General features: G+C 69.8%; 15 protein-coding genes and 1 riboswitch. Of the genes, 9 read left to right on the forward strand and 6 right to left on the reverse strand.

Annotated elements, in window-relative coordinates:
* Positions 1 to 70 precede the first annotated feature (70 nt).
* Together ACX80I_RS11375 and ACX80I_RS11380 are read left to right on the forward strand one after the other, a co-directional pair.
* Positions 71 to 1,102 (forward strand): agmatine deiminase family protein, encoded by a 1,032-nt coding sequence (locus ACX80I_RS11375; protein WP_459345429.1) that lies wholly within the window; start codon positions 71 to 73, stop codon positions 1,100 to 1,102.
* Positions 1,102 to 2,838, forward strand: coding sequence for an amidase (locus ACX80I_RS11380; RefSeq protein ID WP_459345239.1), 1,737 nt, complete (start codon positions 1,102 to 1,104; stop codon positions 2,836 to 2,838). The genes ACX80I_RS11375 and ACX80I_RS11380 overlap by 1 nt, the downstream gene beginning before the upstream one ends.
* Before the next feature lie 18 nt (positions 2,839 to 2,856).
* On the opposite strand, the gene ACX80I_RS11385 is transcribed toward ACX80I_RS11380, so the two are convergent.
* Complete coding sequence (locus ACX80I_RS11385) at positions 2,857 to 3,138, reverse strand: hypothetical protein (protein ID WP_459345240.1); 282 nt, start codon at positions 3,136 to 3,138, stop codon at positions 2,857 to 2,859.
* A 317-nt stretch (positions 3,139 to 3,455) separates the two neighbouring features.
* On the opposite strand from ACX80I_RS11385, the gene ACX80I_RS11390 reads away from it, so the two are divergent.
* Entirely contained in the window at positions 3,456 to 3,698 is a 243-nt protein-coding gene (locus tag ACX80I_RS11390) for a hypothetical protein (protein ID WP_459345241.1), read from the forward strand.
* A 36-nt stretch (positions 3,699 to 3,734) separates the two neighbouring features.
* Here ACX80I_RS11390 and ACX80I_RS11395 read toward each other — a convergent pair whose 3' ends face one another.
* Positions 3,735 to 4,541: a GAF domain-containing protein gene (locus ACX80I_RS11395; RefSeq protein ID WP_459345242.1), complete on the reverse strand. Its 807-nt coding sequence runs from the start codon at positions 4,539 to 4,541 to the stop codon at positions 3,735 to 3,737.
* Between the two features lie 331 nt (positions 4,542 to 4,872).
* On the opposite strand from ACX80I_RS11395, the gene ACX80I_RS11400 reads away from it, so the two are divergent.
* Positions 4,873 to 5,046 carry a DUF1059 domain-containing protein gene (locus tag ACX80I_RS11400; RefSeq protein WP_459345243.1) on the forward strand — a complete coding sequence of 58 codons (174 nt, stop codon included), beginning with the start codon at positions 4,873 to 4,875 and terminating at the stop codon, positions 5,044 to 5,046.
* Between the two features lie 37 nt (positions 5,047 to 5,083).
* Positions 5,084 to 6,205: an EAL domain-containing protein gene (locus ACX80I_RS11405; protein ID WP_459345244.1), complete on the forward strand. Its 1,122-nt coding sequence runs from the start codon at positions 5,084 to 5,086 to the stop codon at positions 6,203 to 6,205.
* A gap of 8 nt (positions 6,206 to 6,213) precedes the next feature.
* Here the strand turns inward: ACX80I_RS11405 and ACX80I_RS11410 are convergent, their stop codons facing one another.
* Positions 6,214 to 6,597 (reverse strand): DUF7793 family protein, encoded by a 384-nt coding sequence (locus ACX80I_RS11410; RefSeq protein ID WP_459345245.1) that lies wholly within the window; start codon positions 6,595 to 6,597, stop codon positions 6,214 to 6,216.
* Between the two features lie 95 nt (positions 6,598 to 6,692).
* On the opposite strand from ACX80I_RS11410, the gene ACX80I_RS11415 reads away from it, so the two are divergent.
* The 4 genes from ACX80I_RS11415 (at position 6,693) to ACX80I_RS11430 (ending at position 10,391) form a co-directional block, all read left to right on the forward strand.
* Positions 6,693 to 7,571, forward strand: coding sequence for an aminodeoxychorismate lyase (locus tag ACX80I_RS11415; RefSeq protein WP_459345246.1), 879 nt, complete (start codon positions 6,693 to 6,695; stop codon positions 7,569 to 7,571).
* 107 nt (positions 7,572 to 7,678) lie between these two features.
* Positions 7,679 to 7,796: riboswitch (SAM riboswitch) on the forward strand.
* A 162-nt stretch (positions 7,797 to 7,958) separates the two neighbouring features.
* Positions 7,959 to 8,882 (forward strand): ABC transporter substrate-binding protein, encoded by a 924-nt coding sequence (locus tag ACX80I_RS11420; protein ID WP_459345247.1) that lies wholly within the window; start codon positions 7,959 to 7,961, stop codon positions 8,880 to 8,882.
* Between the two features lie 10 nt (positions 8,883 to 8,892).
* On the forward strand, positions 8,893 to 9,657 hold the full coding sequence (locus tag ACX80I_RS11425) for an amino acid ABC transporter permease (RefSeq protein WP_459345248.1): 765 nt from the start codon (positions 8,893 to 8,895) through the stop codon (positions 9,655 to 9,657).
* Positions 9,654 to 10,391, forward strand: a complete 738-nt coding sequence (locus ACX80I_RS11430; RefSeq protein ID WP_459345249.1) for an amino acid ABC transporter ATP-binding protein — start codon at positions 9,654 to 9,656, stop codon at positions 10,389 to 10,391. The genes ACX80I_RS11425 and ACX80I_RS11430 overlap by 4 nt, the downstream gene beginning before the upstream one ends.
* Before the next feature lie 43 nt (positions 10,392 to 10,434).
* Here ACX80I_RS11430 and ACX80I_RS11435 read toward each other — a convergent pair whose 3' ends face one another.
* The 3 genes from ACX80I_RS11435 to ACX80I_RS11445 are packed head-to-tail and all read right to left on the reverse strand — an operon-like array spanning position 10,435 to position 13,324.
* Positions 10,435 to 11,232 (reverse strand): energy-coupling factor transporter transmembrane component T family protein, encoded by a 798-nt coding sequence (locus ACX80I_RS11435; RefSeq protein WP_459345250.1) that lies wholly within the window; start codon positions 11,230 to 11,232, stop codon positions 10,435 to 10,437.
* Positions 11,229 to 12,719, reverse strand: coding sequence for an ABC transporter ATP-binding protein (locus ACX80I_RS11440; protein ID WP_459345251.1), 1,491 nt, complete (start codon positions 12,717 to 12,719; stop codon positions 11,229 to 11,231). The genes ACX80I_RS11435 and ACX80I_RS11440 overlap by 4 nt, the downstream gene beginning before the upstream one ends.
* Positions 12,716 to 13,324: an ECF transporter S component gene (locus ACX80I_RS11445; protein WP_459345252.1), complete on the reverse strand. Its 609-nt coding sequence runs from the start codon at positions 13,322 to 13,324 to the stop codon at positions 12,716 to 12,718. Before ACX80I_RS11445 ends, ACX80I_RS11440 begins: the two co-directional genes overlap by 4 nt.
* Between the last annotated feature and the right edge of the window lie 15 nt (positions 13,325 to 13,339).

The following is a 13,339-nucleotide window of genomic DNA, read 5'->3' on the forward strand; positions in this document are numbered from 1 at the left end:
CCGCCCCGCTCCGGCCGACGAGGTGCCGGACCTGGTGCCCGCCGGCGGAACGATCCCTGCCGGCGGAACGATGCCTGCCGAATGGGCGAGGCACGACCGCACGTGGATGGCCTTTCCCCCGGCCAATGACACCTTCGGGCAGCCCGGCAGCACCACGCTGCACCGGGCCCGGGCGGCGTGGGTCCGGGTCGCGGAGACTCTCGCCCGCTACGAGCCGGTCACGGTCCTCGCCGATCCAGCCGACGTGCAGACGGCGCGGACCATGCTGGGAGCGGGCATCGGCATCGAGGCCGTTCCCCTCGACGATGCATGGCTCCGCGACTCCGGACCGACGTTCGTCCACGGGCGCGACGGGGCAGTGGACGCGGTCGACTGGGTCTTCAACGGATGGGGAGCCCAGGACTGGGCCGCATGGTCCCGGGACGAGCACGTCGGCCGGGCCGTCGCACGGCTGGCCGGGGTGAGCGCCTCGCAGAGCGCGCTCGTCAATGAAGGCGGCGGATTCCACATCGACGGCCGCGGCACGGTCCTGCTGACCGACACCGTGCAGCTCGACCCCGGGCGGAACCCGGCGGCGACGAAGGAGTCCGTGGAAGGCGAGGTCCACGCGCGCCTGGGGACGCGCCACGCGGTCTGGCTTCCGCGCGGCCTGACGCGGGACTACGGGGACTTCGGCACCCGGGGACACGTGGACATCGTCGCGGCGTTCACCGCGTCCGGGACACTGCTCCTCCACCGGCAGGACGACCCCCGGCATCCGGACTTCGAGGTGACCCGCCTCCTGCGCTCCGCGCTCGGCTCGGCCGTCGACGCCGAGGGCGCGCCGCTGACGATCGTCGATGTGCCCGCACCCACGGTCATCCGCGACGACGACGGATTCGTGGACTGGTCCTACATCAACCACTACGTCGCCAACGGCGTCGTGCTCCTCTGCGCCTTCGACGATCCGAACGACGCGGTGGCCGCCGACATCCTGGCCGCCGCCTATCCGGACCGGACGATCGAACTGGTGGACGCCCGCGACATCTTCGCCTTCGGCGGAGGAATCCACTGCATCACCCAGCAGCAGCCGGCCCCGCGAACCCTTCAGGAGATGGACTGATGCCGATCGATGTCGTCGAGGCCACCATCCGGGACCTCCGCGAGGCCCTGGTGGCGGGCCGGACCACCAGCGAAGAACTCGTCACCGCCTACCTGCAGCGGATCCAGGCCTACGACCGGGACGGGATACGGCTCAACGCCGTCGTCGTGATGAACCCCTCCGCCCTCGATGAGGCATGCGCCTCGGACGAGCGGAGGGCGCGCGGCGAGGCACGGGGACCGCTGGACGGCATCCCGTACACCGCGAAGGACAGCTACAAGGTGAAGGGCCTGACCGTCGCCGCCGGGTCGCCGGCGTTCCAGGACCTCGTGGCCCAGCAGGACGCCTTCACCATCGGCCGGCTGCGCGACGCCGGAGCCATCCTCCTCGGCCTCACGAACATGCCCCCCATGGCAAACGGGGGCATGCAGCGCGGGGTGTACGGGCGGGCGGAAAGCCCCTACAACGCGGACTACCTGACCGCCGCGTTCGCCTCCGGATCGTCCAACGGGTCGGGGACGGCGACTGCAGCGAGCTTCGCCGCCTTCGGACTCGCGGAGGAGACCTGGTCCTCCGGCCGGGCGCCGGCCTCGAACAACGGCCTCTGCGCCTACACGCCCTCGCGCGGCGTGATCTCCGTCCGCGGGAACTGGCCCCTCGTGCCCACCATGGACGTCGTCGTCCCCCACTCCCGCACCATGGCAGACCTGCTCGAGATTCTCGACATCATCGTCGCCGACGACGACGAGGCACGCGGGAACTTCTGGCGCGTCCAGCCGTGGATCGCCATCCCTCCGGCGTCATCGCTCCGACCGGACTCCTACCCGTCCCTCGCCCCCCGCACTCCCGACGACGCGCACCGGCACCTCGCCGGGAAGCGCCTCGGCGTTCCGCGCATGTACATCAACAGGGACCCCGACGCCGGCACCGCCCCCGCGCCGGGACTCGGCGGACCGACCGGGCAGCGCATCCGGACGCGGGACTCGATCCTGGACCTGTGGGCGGCGGCCCGGGCCGACCTCGAACGCGCCGGAGCGGAAGTGATCGAGGTGGATTTCCCTGTCGTCTCCAACTACGAGGGTGACCGCCCCGGCGCACCGACCATCCGCACCCGTGGGCTGGTGAGCGCCGGATACCTGCGGAGCGAGATCATCGACCTCTCGGCGTGGGCCTGGCACGACTTCCTGCAGGCGAACGGCGACCCGGACCTCGATTCGCTCGCCGACGTCGACGGCGCCAGGATCTTCCCTCCGGACAGCCGCGCGCTGCCCGACCGGTACTCGGGCTTCGACGACGACATCGCAGGGTACCCCGCGCACATCCGGGTTCACGGGGCAGTCGATCTCACGGACATCCCGCACCTGGAAGAGGGACTGCAGGGGCTCGAGGAGACGCGACGGGTGGACCTCGAGTCCTGGATGGAGGGCCTCGGACTGGACGCCGTTCTCTTCCCGGCCGCAGCGGATGTCGGGCCGGCCGACTGCGACACGAACCCCGCGTCGGCGGACGTCGCCTGGCGCAACGGCGTGTGGGTGTCGAACGGGAACCTCGTCCCCCGACACCTCGGCATACCGACGGTCACCGTACCCATGGGGATGATGCACGACATCGGGATGCCCGTGGGGCTCACGTTCGCCGGACCCGCCTACCGTGACACCGAACTGCTGCGCCTCGCTGCGGCGTTCGAAGCCACGGGATCACCGCGACGATCAGCGCCACCGCGGACACCTCCCCTGGAACGGCCCGGACACCCCTGACCGGTGTGGGCCGGGGCGCTAGCTCGCGTCGGGGACGCTTCCCGGCAGGGCCATGTCGGGAGCCACCGAGGTGAGGTCCTCCAGGCTGGGCAAGGGCGGCTGGTCGACGGAGCCCTTCAGCTCGAGGACCTTCTCCGGCTCCAGATCAACCACCTCCGCGATGACCTCCGGGTCTTCGCCGTGCTCGAGCGCGACCACGATGGCTTCCTGGAGGTTCAGTTCGGCATGATCCAATTCGAACGCCGCTGCCTCCTTGTCCGCTGCTGCGACGGCAAGCCGGTGACGGTCCTCTGCTGACATGATGCGCCCAGCCCTTCTCTTCCAATGGCGAACACAGGGAGAGCGACGATGGGAACCGGAGGGCCCTGTCGTCGCTCGTGGCATTCGTTTGCACCTCCATTGTGCCTGTCCAGCCCTCCAACACCAGCGCGCGTCCCACTTCGTTATCGAAGCGGCGCTCCTCCCGGACGATGGACAGGCGCGACGCGCCGCGCCCGCCGGGCCCTGATGGCCGTTCAGCGCGCCGGGTCAGTAGGATGATGATCAACCGGCGGTGCCGGCGACGGTTCAGAAGCGAGCCGGGTATCCACCGTGCTCGTTTCCCGAAGACAGGTGCTATGAACTCCCGGCTTACCCCTTCCGAACCCTTCCCCGAGGATCTGACGCCCCTCGAGCTGTCCGAGGTCGAAGTCCTGAACAGCAGGATCCAGCGCGAGATGGCGCATGAGTACGTCCACGACGGCGAAGTCGACCCCGAGACGGATCAGCGCAACGAGGAGCTCACCGAGGAACTGGACCGACGCGACGACGCGGATGCCGCGCGTGCGTCGACCTCTACCGCCGACGCCGCCCAGCTCTAGCCACCCTGCGACTGCCACAGGTACGACCCGGGTACCTCAGGGAAGGCTTCGGGGGCCGTTGATCTCGTCCTCCACGGCACGCGCCAGGGCCCGCAGCTTCCTGCCGTCGCGGTGGGAGTAGTCCCGGGGTTCCTGGTCGATCACGCAGAGGGTGCCGACCGTCCACCCGCCCGGACCGCGCAGCGGGTAGCCGGCATAGAAGCGGATGTAGGGCTCCCCGAGAACGAGCGGGTTGTGCCGGAAACGATCGTCCTCGAGTGCGTTCCGCACGATCAGGGCGCCTGCGTTCCGGATGGTGGCATTGCAGAAGGAGATCTCCCTCGGCATGTTCTGCTGGATCGGGCCGATCACGGATTTGAGGAACTGCCGGTGGTCGTCGATCAGCGCGATGATCACCGAACTGCACTGGAAGTACTCCCTGGCTTCCCTCGTGATCCTGTCGAAGCGCTCCTCCTGCCCCGTATCGAGCAGTCCGGTGCGCGACACCGCGTCGAGCCGATCGACCTCCTGCTCCTCGTCGGTGAACAGGAAGGCTCCGGCGAGGCCGAGTGCCCGGCGGGAATCCAGCGAGGATTCCTCTGCTGCGTCCAGCCGGTGTTCGGAGCACCGGGGAACCCGGAAGCCTCCTTCCCCCGGAACCTCTGCCAGGAGTTCGTTCATCGCGTCGGCCAGCAGGTCGCACTCCTCGACGGGCAGCTCCAGCACGCCGCCCACATACGCTTCGATCTCGAACTGGGAGACGAGTCCGCCCAACGAGTAGTAGCGAAGCCACACGTCCTCGAAGCCCAGGCCCGTGCTGGACAACGCCTCCCTGATCCGCTGCACGTGTGCCTGCCGATTCATTCCCAGTCCTCCGCGCCGGCCGCCGGAAGTACGACGCCGCGACGCCTGTTGTGCGTCCCTGTCCCGCGATTCATCAGCAGGCTTTCTACTACCGTACTGCCGTATCGGGCAACGGATGACCGCGGGCAGCTTCGAACCCCTCGTTGCGAGGCACGTCCGTCCCATCCCGGCCGGGCCTCCAGCGGCCCGCGGGCACACGGTCGTCGTCGCACTTTCCGCTCGTCAGGCCACTGTCGGGGCCCCTACGATAGTGCCGGTGCCAGCGTCCGTCCGGCGCCCTACCGACCCGGCGGACGGGGACACGTCCGGCCGACACGAAGGGGGAAGCGCCATGAAGTCCTTTGCCTGCGGTGACGTGGTTCCCGGGTGTGATGCCCGTTGGGTCTGCGCCTCGGACGACGAGATCCTGTCCAACGTGCGGAGCCATGCGGCGACGGCCCACGGCCTGACGGATCTTCCCTCCGAGGTCAGGGACGCGGTCCGGGCCCACACGCTGCCCGCCTGACGTCGTTGCATCCGATCCCACGCGTCCGGTGCCTTCCATGACCGAGCCGGATGACCGCTGGAGCGAGCACCTTGCTGCGGCATGCCGGGGCGAGGGCATCGTCTCGATGTACCAGCCCATCGTGGACACGGCGCGGGGCACCATCGTCGGGTTCGAGGCCCTCCTGCGATTCCCGGGCTTCGCCGAGCAGGACCCGGAGGTCTGGTTCGCCCGATCCCGGCGAGCCGGCTGCCCCGCCGAACTGGAAGCGGCGGCCTTGCGGACAGCCCTGGCCCATCGTCCGTCGCTGCCCCGCAATTGCTTCCTCACGGTCAACGTGTCGCCCGACCTCCTGCCGGCACCGGCCATCCGGGACGTGTGGGACGAGACCGGACACCTGGGCGGCGTGATCATCGAACTGACCGAGCACGCAGAGATCGAGTCGTACCTGGAGTTGGAGCCGGACCTCAACAGGCTGAAGGCGGCGGGAGCGTTGATCGCGGTGGATGACGCCGGCTCGGGGTACGCGGGACTGCAGCATCTCCTGGCCCTCAGGCCGGCCTTCGTCAAGGTCGACAGGGACTTCATCACGGACATCCACCACGACGAAGCCAAGCGTGCACTGGTGGACATGCTGGGAGCCTTCGTGGGCAGGCTCGACGCCTGGATCATCGCCGAAGGCGTCGAGCGGATCGAGGAACTCGACGTCCTCGCCTCCCTGGGTGTCCCCCTCGTCCAGGGCTACCTGCTGGGCCGCCCGGCCCCGCCCTGGGGTGAGCTCGACCCCGAGATCGCCCATCGTCTCGCCCGCCGGGTCCCGGCCCGGCGCCCGTCCGTCGGTTCGGTCCTGGAAGTCGCGGCGACCGTGACGAGCATCGATGATGCGCGGGCCGCGTTCGCCGGGGACCCCTCGCTGACCGAGGTCGTCCTGGTGTCGGGGCGCCGGCCGGTCGCGGTGCTGACCCAGGACGCGGCGCTTCTGGGGGTGCTCGGCCAGGGCATGTGCGTGAACACGGACACCCCCATTCCCGAGGCCCTGGAGCGGTGCGTCACGCGCGATATCCCGACCCGCTTCGATCCGGTGCTGGCGACCGACGACGCCGGCAATTTCGCGGGCCTCGTGCGTGTGGAGCGGCTCATCACGGCACTCACCCGATCGGGGACTCCCGTCAGCTCCTGAGGGGGTTGTCAGGGACCGTACGGATGTTCGGTGAGCCAGGCCAGCGCCTCGGCCGGGCACTCGAAGTAGCGCGTGGGGTACGGGGGGTTGTGCACCCGGGCGAAGAAGTCCGCCAGTGTCCTGTCGACCGCGCTCGGGCCGACGATGGCCATGGCTGCGATGTTCAGCGCAGTCGCGAAACCGTGAAGAGCGCTCCGCGTGAGCGACACCATGCCGTTGAGCTCCACCAGCATCGGCGGGCAGACGTCCCGGCACAGCGCGTTGGACCGCTCGATCAGTGCTGCGGCATCACTGTCGCCGACGCTCGTATTGCGCCGCCACTGGACCCACAGGACCTCGGTGCGCAGCTCGGCCACGAAGGCTTCCGGGGCGGCATCCCGTTCTTCCGCCATGCTCCCCAACCCCCTGTGGTGATACCCGAGTGCCGGACATCCCCTCGCACACTACAGACAGGGGTGGTCGGGCGCGAGCGGATACGCTGGGGGCCATGACTGTTCTCGTGTTCCTCGACCCGGCCCACGACGACGGCAGGGTCGTCGATGCCTCGCAGCCCCAGCTCCTTGCCACGGACCTGGGCGCCACCCGCGGCGACGGGGTCTTCGAATCGCTCCTGGCCGTCGACGGGTCTCCCCGCAAGGAGCAGGCACACCTGACGAGGCTCGCGTCGTCGGCAGCGGCCCTGGACCTTCCGGTCCCCGACGCCGAGGCGTGGAGCCGGGCCATCCGCACCGGCCTGCGGGAATTCGCGGCAGCGGAACCGGAGCGCCATGACGCCGTCGTGAAGCTCATCGCCACGCGCGGGGCCGAAGGCGCCGGGCGGGCCACCGCGTGGGTCCAGGTCGCGCCCGTGCCGGCGTCGACGATCGAACAGCGCAGGACGGGACTCCGGGTCCTGTTCCTCGAACGCGGGTACGACAGCTCCGTGGCGCAGCGCGCACCTTGGCTGCTGCTGGGCGCCAAGACCCTCTCCTACGCCGTCAACATGGCGGCCATCCGTTACGCGAAGGCCCACGGGGCCGACGACGTCATCTTCACGTCCTCCGACGGCAAGGTCCTGGAGGGCCCCACCTCGACCGTGCTGCTGGCCTCCGACCGCGACGGACGGAAGACACTCCTGACACCGCAGCTCGAGAGCGGCATCCTCGCGGGCACCTCGCAGAGCGCGCTGTTCACGGCGGCCAAGGAGCAGGGGTGGGAACTCGGCTACGGCCCCCTGGAACCGCACCACCTCCTCGACGCCGACGCGGTATGGCTGATCTCGAGCATCCGGCTCCTCGCACCCGTGCTCTCGATCGACGGCCAGGCCGTCCGATCCTCGCCCGCCCTCACGGCCGAGCTGACCGACCTCGTGGACCGCTTCGTGTAATTTTCGCCACAAAAGCCTGCCCCACAGGCCGTTTACCGCGTCAAACGCCGATTTCCGCGCAATTTCGTTTTGACCGGGCACTTCGTGCTGCCATAGCGTTTTCTTGGAATCAAGAGCTCCAGCCCTCGGCCCTGGCCGGCTGGACAGCAACCCTCTCCCGTAGTGGGGTGCTCCAGGTGAAGATTCGGCCGCCGGGACCAGTCCCCCGGTTGGCAAGTACGGCGTCGTGCGGACCACCCCGAGGTAACCGGGACAGCAGCCGCCACACCGCGCCCGGCCAGAACAGCGAGCGTGTCACCAGCAGCCTCCCGGCACCTATTCGTTCCTCCCCGAGATCCACCTCATCCAGTCGGCCCGCACCCCGGGCCAGCATCGAAGAAGGACCCCATGAACATCTCCCGCAAAGTCCTCGCGGCACTCGCCGTCCCGCTCCTCGCGCTGACCGTCTCCTGCGGCAGCAACACCAGTAGCAGCAGCGAGCCGACCGCGACCACCGACGCCCTCGCCGGCAGCGACCAGCAGTCGCTCGACCAGTACACGACCGAGGACACCACGCCGGTCGACGAGATCGACACCTCCAAGCTCGGCCTCATCACGGAGGGGACCCTGCGCGTCGGCACCCTCTCGGACGCTCCGCCGAACATCTTCATCGAGAACGGCGTCTTCACCGGCTACGACAACGAGCTGCTCCGCGCCATCGGCGACAAGCTCGGTCTCGAGGTCGAGTTCGCGTCCACGGACTTCTCCGCACTGCTCGCCCAGGTCCAGAACAAGCAGTTCGACGTCGGATCCTCCTCGATCTCCACGACGGCCGCCCGCCGCGAGAACGTCGGCTTCACGAACGGCTACGACTTCGGGTACATGGCCGTCGTCACGAAGAACGGTTCCTCGGTCACGGGCTTCGACTCCCTCTCGGAGAGCACCCGCATCGGCGTGGTGCAGGGCACCGTCCAGGACGACTACGTGACCAACACCCTCGGCCTCGAGCCCGTGCGCTTCGCGGACTACAACACGGTCTACGCGAACGTGAAGAACGGCCAGGTCGACGCGTGGGTCGCCCCGTCCCAGCAGGCCACCGGCCAGGTGAAGGAGGGCGATGACACCACCATCGCCGAGACCATCATCAACACCGAGAACTTCACGGCCTATGCCGTGAACAGCGAGAACCAGCCCCTGATCGACGCGCTCAACTCCGGGCTCGACGCCGTGATCGAGGACGGCACGTGGACCGAGCTCACCAAGGAGTGGTACCCGGACCGCGAGATGCCCTCCGACTGGAAGCCCGGCAGCAAAGCCGTGGAAGTAAAGTAGCGGTCCCTGCATGAATGCCCTTGAACAGCTCTCGCAGACCTTCTTCGACTGGGGGGCGATGGCCGCCGTCCTGCCGGAACTCCTGGCGGTCGGACTGCGGAACACCCTGATCCTCGCGATCACGTCCGGCATCATCGGGTCGGTCCTCGGCATGCTCCTCGCGATCATGGGGATCTCCCGGAACCGGCTGCTCCGCTGGGTGGCGCGCATCTATACGGACATCTTCCGTGGCGTCCCCGCCGTGGTGATCATCCTGCTCATCGGCATCGGCCTCAGCCCGATCTACCGCCAGGCCACCGGCAGCACGAGCCCGTTCCCCATGGGCATCCTCGCGCTGTCGCTCATGGCGGCGGCCTACATCGGCGAGATCTTCCGCTCCGGCATCCAGAGTGTGGAAAAGGGACAGCTGGAGGCCTCGCGCGCACTGGGCTTCAGCTACCGCTCCTCCATGCAGCTCGTGGTGGTTCCCCAGGGCGTGCGGCGCGTGCTGCCCGCCCTGGTGAACCAGTTCATCGCGCTGATCAAGGAGTCCTCGCTGATCTACTTCCTCGGACTCCTGACCAGCGAGCGTGAGCTGTTCCGGATCGGCAACGATGCGGCCAGCAACACGGGCAACCTCTCGCCGCTCATCGCCTCCGCCGCCCTGTACCTGTGCCTCACGATCCCGCTGACCCACCTGGTCAACTACATCGACAACCGGCTGCGGGTCGGCAAGCGGGAGAAGCCCGAGCCCGACGAACTGGCCGCGAAGATCGGTGAAGGAGCGAAGGCATGAAGACTCTCGAATCGGGAACCCTGACCGGTAGGGACCTCCACCTCTCCTTCGGCTCCAACCATGTGCTGCGCGGCATCGACCTGCACGTGGAGCGGGGTACGACGGCGTCGGTCATCGGCCCCTCCGGGTCCGGCAAGTCGACGCTCCTGCGGGTGCTGAACCGCCTGATCGAACCGGACAAGGGCGACATCCTGCTCGACGGCCGGTCGGTACTGAAGGACAACCCGGACGAGCTGCGCCGCCGCCTCGGCATGGTGTTCCAGCAGTTCAACCTCTTCCCGCACAAGACCGTGGTGGACAACGTCTCCCTCGCGCTGCGCAAGCTCCGGAAGATGTCCGCCGACGAGGCCCGGGAGAAGGCCCTCGCGCAGCTGGACCTGGTGGGCCTCAAGCACAAGGCCGACGTCCGTCCGGGCAACCTCTCCGGCGGCCAGCAGCAGCGGGTGGCCATCGCCCGGGCGCTCGCCATGGACCCCGAGGTCATGTTCTTCGACGAGGCGACCTCCGCACTGGACCCGGAGCTCGTGAAGGGCGTCCTCGCCCTCATGGCGGACCTCGCCACGGCGGGCATGACGATGGTCGTCGTCACCCACGAGATGGGCTTCTCGCGCAACGTCTCGGACACCGTGACGTTCATGGACGGCGGTGTCGTCGTCGAGTCCGGTCCGCCGGCCGCGGTCTTCGACAACCCGCAGACGCCGCGCCTGAAGTCGTTCCTCTCGGACGTGCTGTAGGCGCCACCGCAGGACCAGCAGGACACGACGGCGGTCGTCCCGGTCAGGACAGGAGGAAGTTCCAGGTCCCGGCCAGGACGGCCGCCGTCACTGCACCTGCGGCGATCAGGAGGCCGACGGCGGCGACAGCGGCGTCGAGCGGAGCCAGCTTGCTCTCGCGCGCCCACGTGCGCGTTCCTCCGCCGAATCCGCGGGCCTCCATCGCCGTCGCCAGCCGGGTGGCCCGCCGGATGGCCTGCACGATCAGCCCGAAGGACTGCCCCAGCAGGTTGCGGGTCCGCGCGACGATCGAGCCGTCCGAGCCGATGCCCCGGGCGTGCCGGGCCAGCCCGAGAGCCTCCCACTCCTCGACCAGGAGGCCGACCAGTCGCAGCGACGCCAGCGCCCCCAGGACGAACCGGTGCGGCAGGTGCAGCTTCTGTGCGAGCGCGTCGGCGAGGTCCGTGGGGTCCGTGGTGAGCAGGAGGAAGATGCCCGGGAGCGCGAGCGCCAGTCCCCTCAACCCGACCGCGATGCCGGACGCCACCGACCCCTCGGTGAAGAGGAGCGGCCCGACGTCGAGCAGCACGCGCCCCGTCTTCTCCGCCAGCAGGGCGGTCCCGTAGCCGCCGATCGCCGCGGCGACCAGCAGCGGCCAGATCCGCCGCGCCAGCCCCAGCGCGCTGATGCCCAGCAGGGGCAGGAGGACGAGTTCGCAGGCGAGGACCACCGCGGCACTCACCCAGTCAATGCTCGCCATCAGCGCGAGCGTGATGACGACGGCGGCGAAGAGCTTGGACACGGGATTGGCCCGCAGCAGGGTCTTCCCGGTCAGCACCGGGGTCGGGTGGTCCGTGCTCATCGGGTCACCAGCCGTCCCGCTCCGCCCGAGATGTGCAGGGTGGCGCCGCCCAGTGCTGCGATGAAATCGGCGTCGTGCGTGACGGAGAGGACGGAGACGCCTCCGTCGATCAGCTCGCGCAGCAGGGTGACGAGTTCGGCCCACGTTCCCGCGTCCTGGCCGAACGTCGGCTCGTCGAGGATGAGGATGCGCGGGGCGGTCGCGAGCATCGTCGCGACGGACAGGCGCCGCTTCTCCCCGCCGGACAGCGTGAAGGGATTGGCCTTCAGCAGAGAGGTGAGGCGGAGTCGCTCGGCCACCTCCGCCACGCGGTGCAGGTCCGGGGCTCCGCTCACCCGCCGCGGCCCGAACTCCAGTTCGTCGGCGACGGTCGCCGTGAGGAACTGGTGCTCGGGCTCCTGGAAGACCGTCCCGATGCGCTGGACCAGCTCGGACGAGCGCCAGCGGAACGGGTCACCCGCGGCGGTCCCGGCCAGGGCCGCCGATGCCTCCAGCCGTCCCGCCCGCGGGCGGAGCAGGGCGCCGAGTGTCAGGGCGGCGGTCGACTTCCCGGCCCCGTTCGGGCCGGTGATGCTCAGCGCCCCGGCCGCGCGCACCTCGACGGCGAGGTCCTCGACGGCGGCCGGTCCCCGCTTGGTGCGGGCGACGGTGAGACCGGAGGCCGACAGCAGGGCCTCCCCGCCACCGGCGGGGAGCGGTCCGCCCACCACCGGCTGCCATCCCGGGACCCAGACTCCTGCGGCGGCAAGCCGGTCCCGGGTCGGGCCCCCGGCGAGCACGGTCGCGGGCGGCCCGTCGGCCAGGACCCCTCCGCCCGCATCGAGCACGACCACGCGGTCGACGACGTCGGCCCATACCGCCACGCGGTGCTCCACGACGACGAGGGTGGCTCCGGTGCGCTCGAGGACGCGGACGACGGCGTCGCGCACCTCGAGGACTCCCTCGGGATCGAGGTTCGCGGTGGGCTCGTCGAGCAGGAGCAGCCCCGGCTCCATCGCGAGGACGGACGCGAGCGCGAGTCGCTGCTTCTGGCCGCCGGAGAGCGCCGCCGTGGGGTGGCCGAGCGGGAGGTCGAGCCCGACGTCGTCGAGCCCCCTGCCCACGCGCCGCCAGATCTCCTCGCGCGGCACCGACAGGTTCTCGGCCGCGAAGGCCACCTCGTCGCCCACGCGGGCGAGGACCACCTGCGTCTCGGGGTCCTGCAGGACGAGCCCGGCGCGCCCCCGGGCGCCGGCCGGCTGCGCGCCGTCGAGCAGGAGTTCACCCTCCTGCTCGCCCTCGTCGCCGGTCCCGAGCAGGCCGGCCAGACCGGCGAGCACGGTCGACTTGCCCGCGCCCGAGGCGCCGAGGAGCAGGACGCGCTCCCCCGGCGGGATGTCGAGATCGAGCCGGCGTGCGGCGAAGGCCTTCCGGCCGGCGTGACGCCAGCCCCATTCCCGGGCGCGGACGTGCACGGGGCCCGGGAAGGGTGCCTGCGCTGGTGTCACACGTCCGCCGTGCGGCCCGCGGCGAACGAGGACAGGACGCCCGTCCGGGCGAGGCCCCGCATGGCGAGCCAGGACAGCAGCCCGGCGATCACGATGCCGGAGATGGCTGCGAACACCGTGTACAGGAGCTTGAATTCGAACGTCCACAGCGCGTTGTAGAGGATGTTCTCGCTGATCGCGAGCGCGAGGCCTGCACCGAGACCGGCGAGCAGCGCTACCGGGAGGTTCCACTTCCGGTAGAGGAAGAGCAGGAAGACGAGCTCCGCGCCGATCCCCTGGATGACTCCGGAGAGCAGCACGGTGATCCCGAAGTGGGAACCGAGCAGGGCTTCGACGGCCGCGGCGAGGACCTCGCAGTAGATCGCCGCGCCGGGTTTCCGGATGATGAGCCCGCCGAGGACGGCGGCAATGAGCCAGCCGCCGGAGTACAGGCCGGCCAGGGGCGGGAAGCCCGCCGTGAGCACGCTGATGCCCGAGTACCCCGCGGACCATGCGAAGAACAGGACGCCGACGGCGACCGCGATGACCGAGGCCACCACGATGTCGACGACGCGCCACTGGCGGGTGCGGGGAGAGGTGCCGTTGAGGGCGGTTGATGATGCCATGGTGATTCCTCCTGA

The sequence above is a fragment of the Arthrobacter rhamnosi genome (assembly GCF_054510855.1).

What these genes read in the sequence shown, in the direction of transcription:
- ACX80I_RS11375 (WP_459345429.1), top strand. Translation starts at nt 71, where the DNA reads ATGCCTGCCGAATGGGCGAGGCACGACCGCACGTGGATGGCCTTTCCC.
- ACX80I_RS11380 (WP_459345239.1), top strand. Translation starts at nt 1,102, where the DNA reads ATGCCGATCGATGTCGTCGAGGCCACCATCCGGGACCTCCGCGAGGCC.
- ACX80I_RS11385 (WP_459345240.1), bottom strand. Translation starts at nt 3,138, where the DNA reads ATGTCAGCAGAGGACCGTCACCGGCTTGCCGTCGCAGCAGCGGACAAG.
- ACX80I_RS11390 (WP_459345241.1), top strand. Translation starts at nt 3,456, where the DNA reads ATGAACTCCCGGCTTACCCCTTCCGAACCCTTCCCCGAGGATCTGACG.
- ACX80I_RS11395 (WP_459345242.1), bottom strand. Translation starts at nt 4,541, where the DNA reads ATGAATCGGCAGGCACACGTGCAGCGGATCAGGGAGGCGTTGTCCAGC.
- ACX80I_RS11400 (WP_459345243.1), top strand. Translation starts at nt 4,873, where the DNA reads ATGAAGTCCTTTGCCTGCGGTGACGTGGTTCCCGGGTGTGATGCCCGT.
- ACX80I_RS11405 (WP_459345244.1), top strand. Translation starts at nt 5,084, where the DNA reads ATGACCGAGCCGGATGACCGCTGGAGCGAGCACCTTGCTGCGGCATGC.
- ACX80I_RS11410 (WP_459345245.1), bottom strand. Translation starts at nt 6,597, where the DNA reads ATGGCGGAAGAACGGGATGCCGCCCCGGAAGCCTTCGTGGCCGAGCTG.
- ACX80I_RS11415 (WP_459345246.1), top strand. Translation starts at nt 6,693, where the DNA reads ATGACTGTTCTCGTGTTCCTCGACCCGGCCCACGACGACGGCAGGGTC.
- ACX80I_RS11420 (WP_459345247.1), top strand. Translation starts at nt 7,959, where the DNA reads ATGAACATCTCCCGCAAAGTCCTCGCGGCACTCGCCGTCCCGCTCCTC.
- ACX80I_RS11425 (WP_459345248.1), top strand. Translation starts at nt 8,893, where the DNA reads ATGAATGCCCTTGAACAGCTCTCGCAGACCTTCTTCGACTGGGGGGCG.
- ACX80I_RS11430 (WP_459345249.1), top strand. Translation starts at nt 9,654, where the DNA reads ATGAAGACTCTCGAATCGGGAACCCTGACCGGTAGGGACCTCCACCTC.
- ACX80I_RS11435 (WP_459345250.1), bottom strand. Translation starts at nt 11,232, where the DNA reads ATGAGCACGGACCACCCGACCCCGGTGCTGACCGGGAAGACCCTGCTG.
- ACX80I_RS11445 (WP_459345252.1), bottom strand. Translation starts at nt 13,324, where the DNA reads ATGGCATCATCAACCGCCCTCAACGGCACCTCTCCCCGCACCCGCCAG.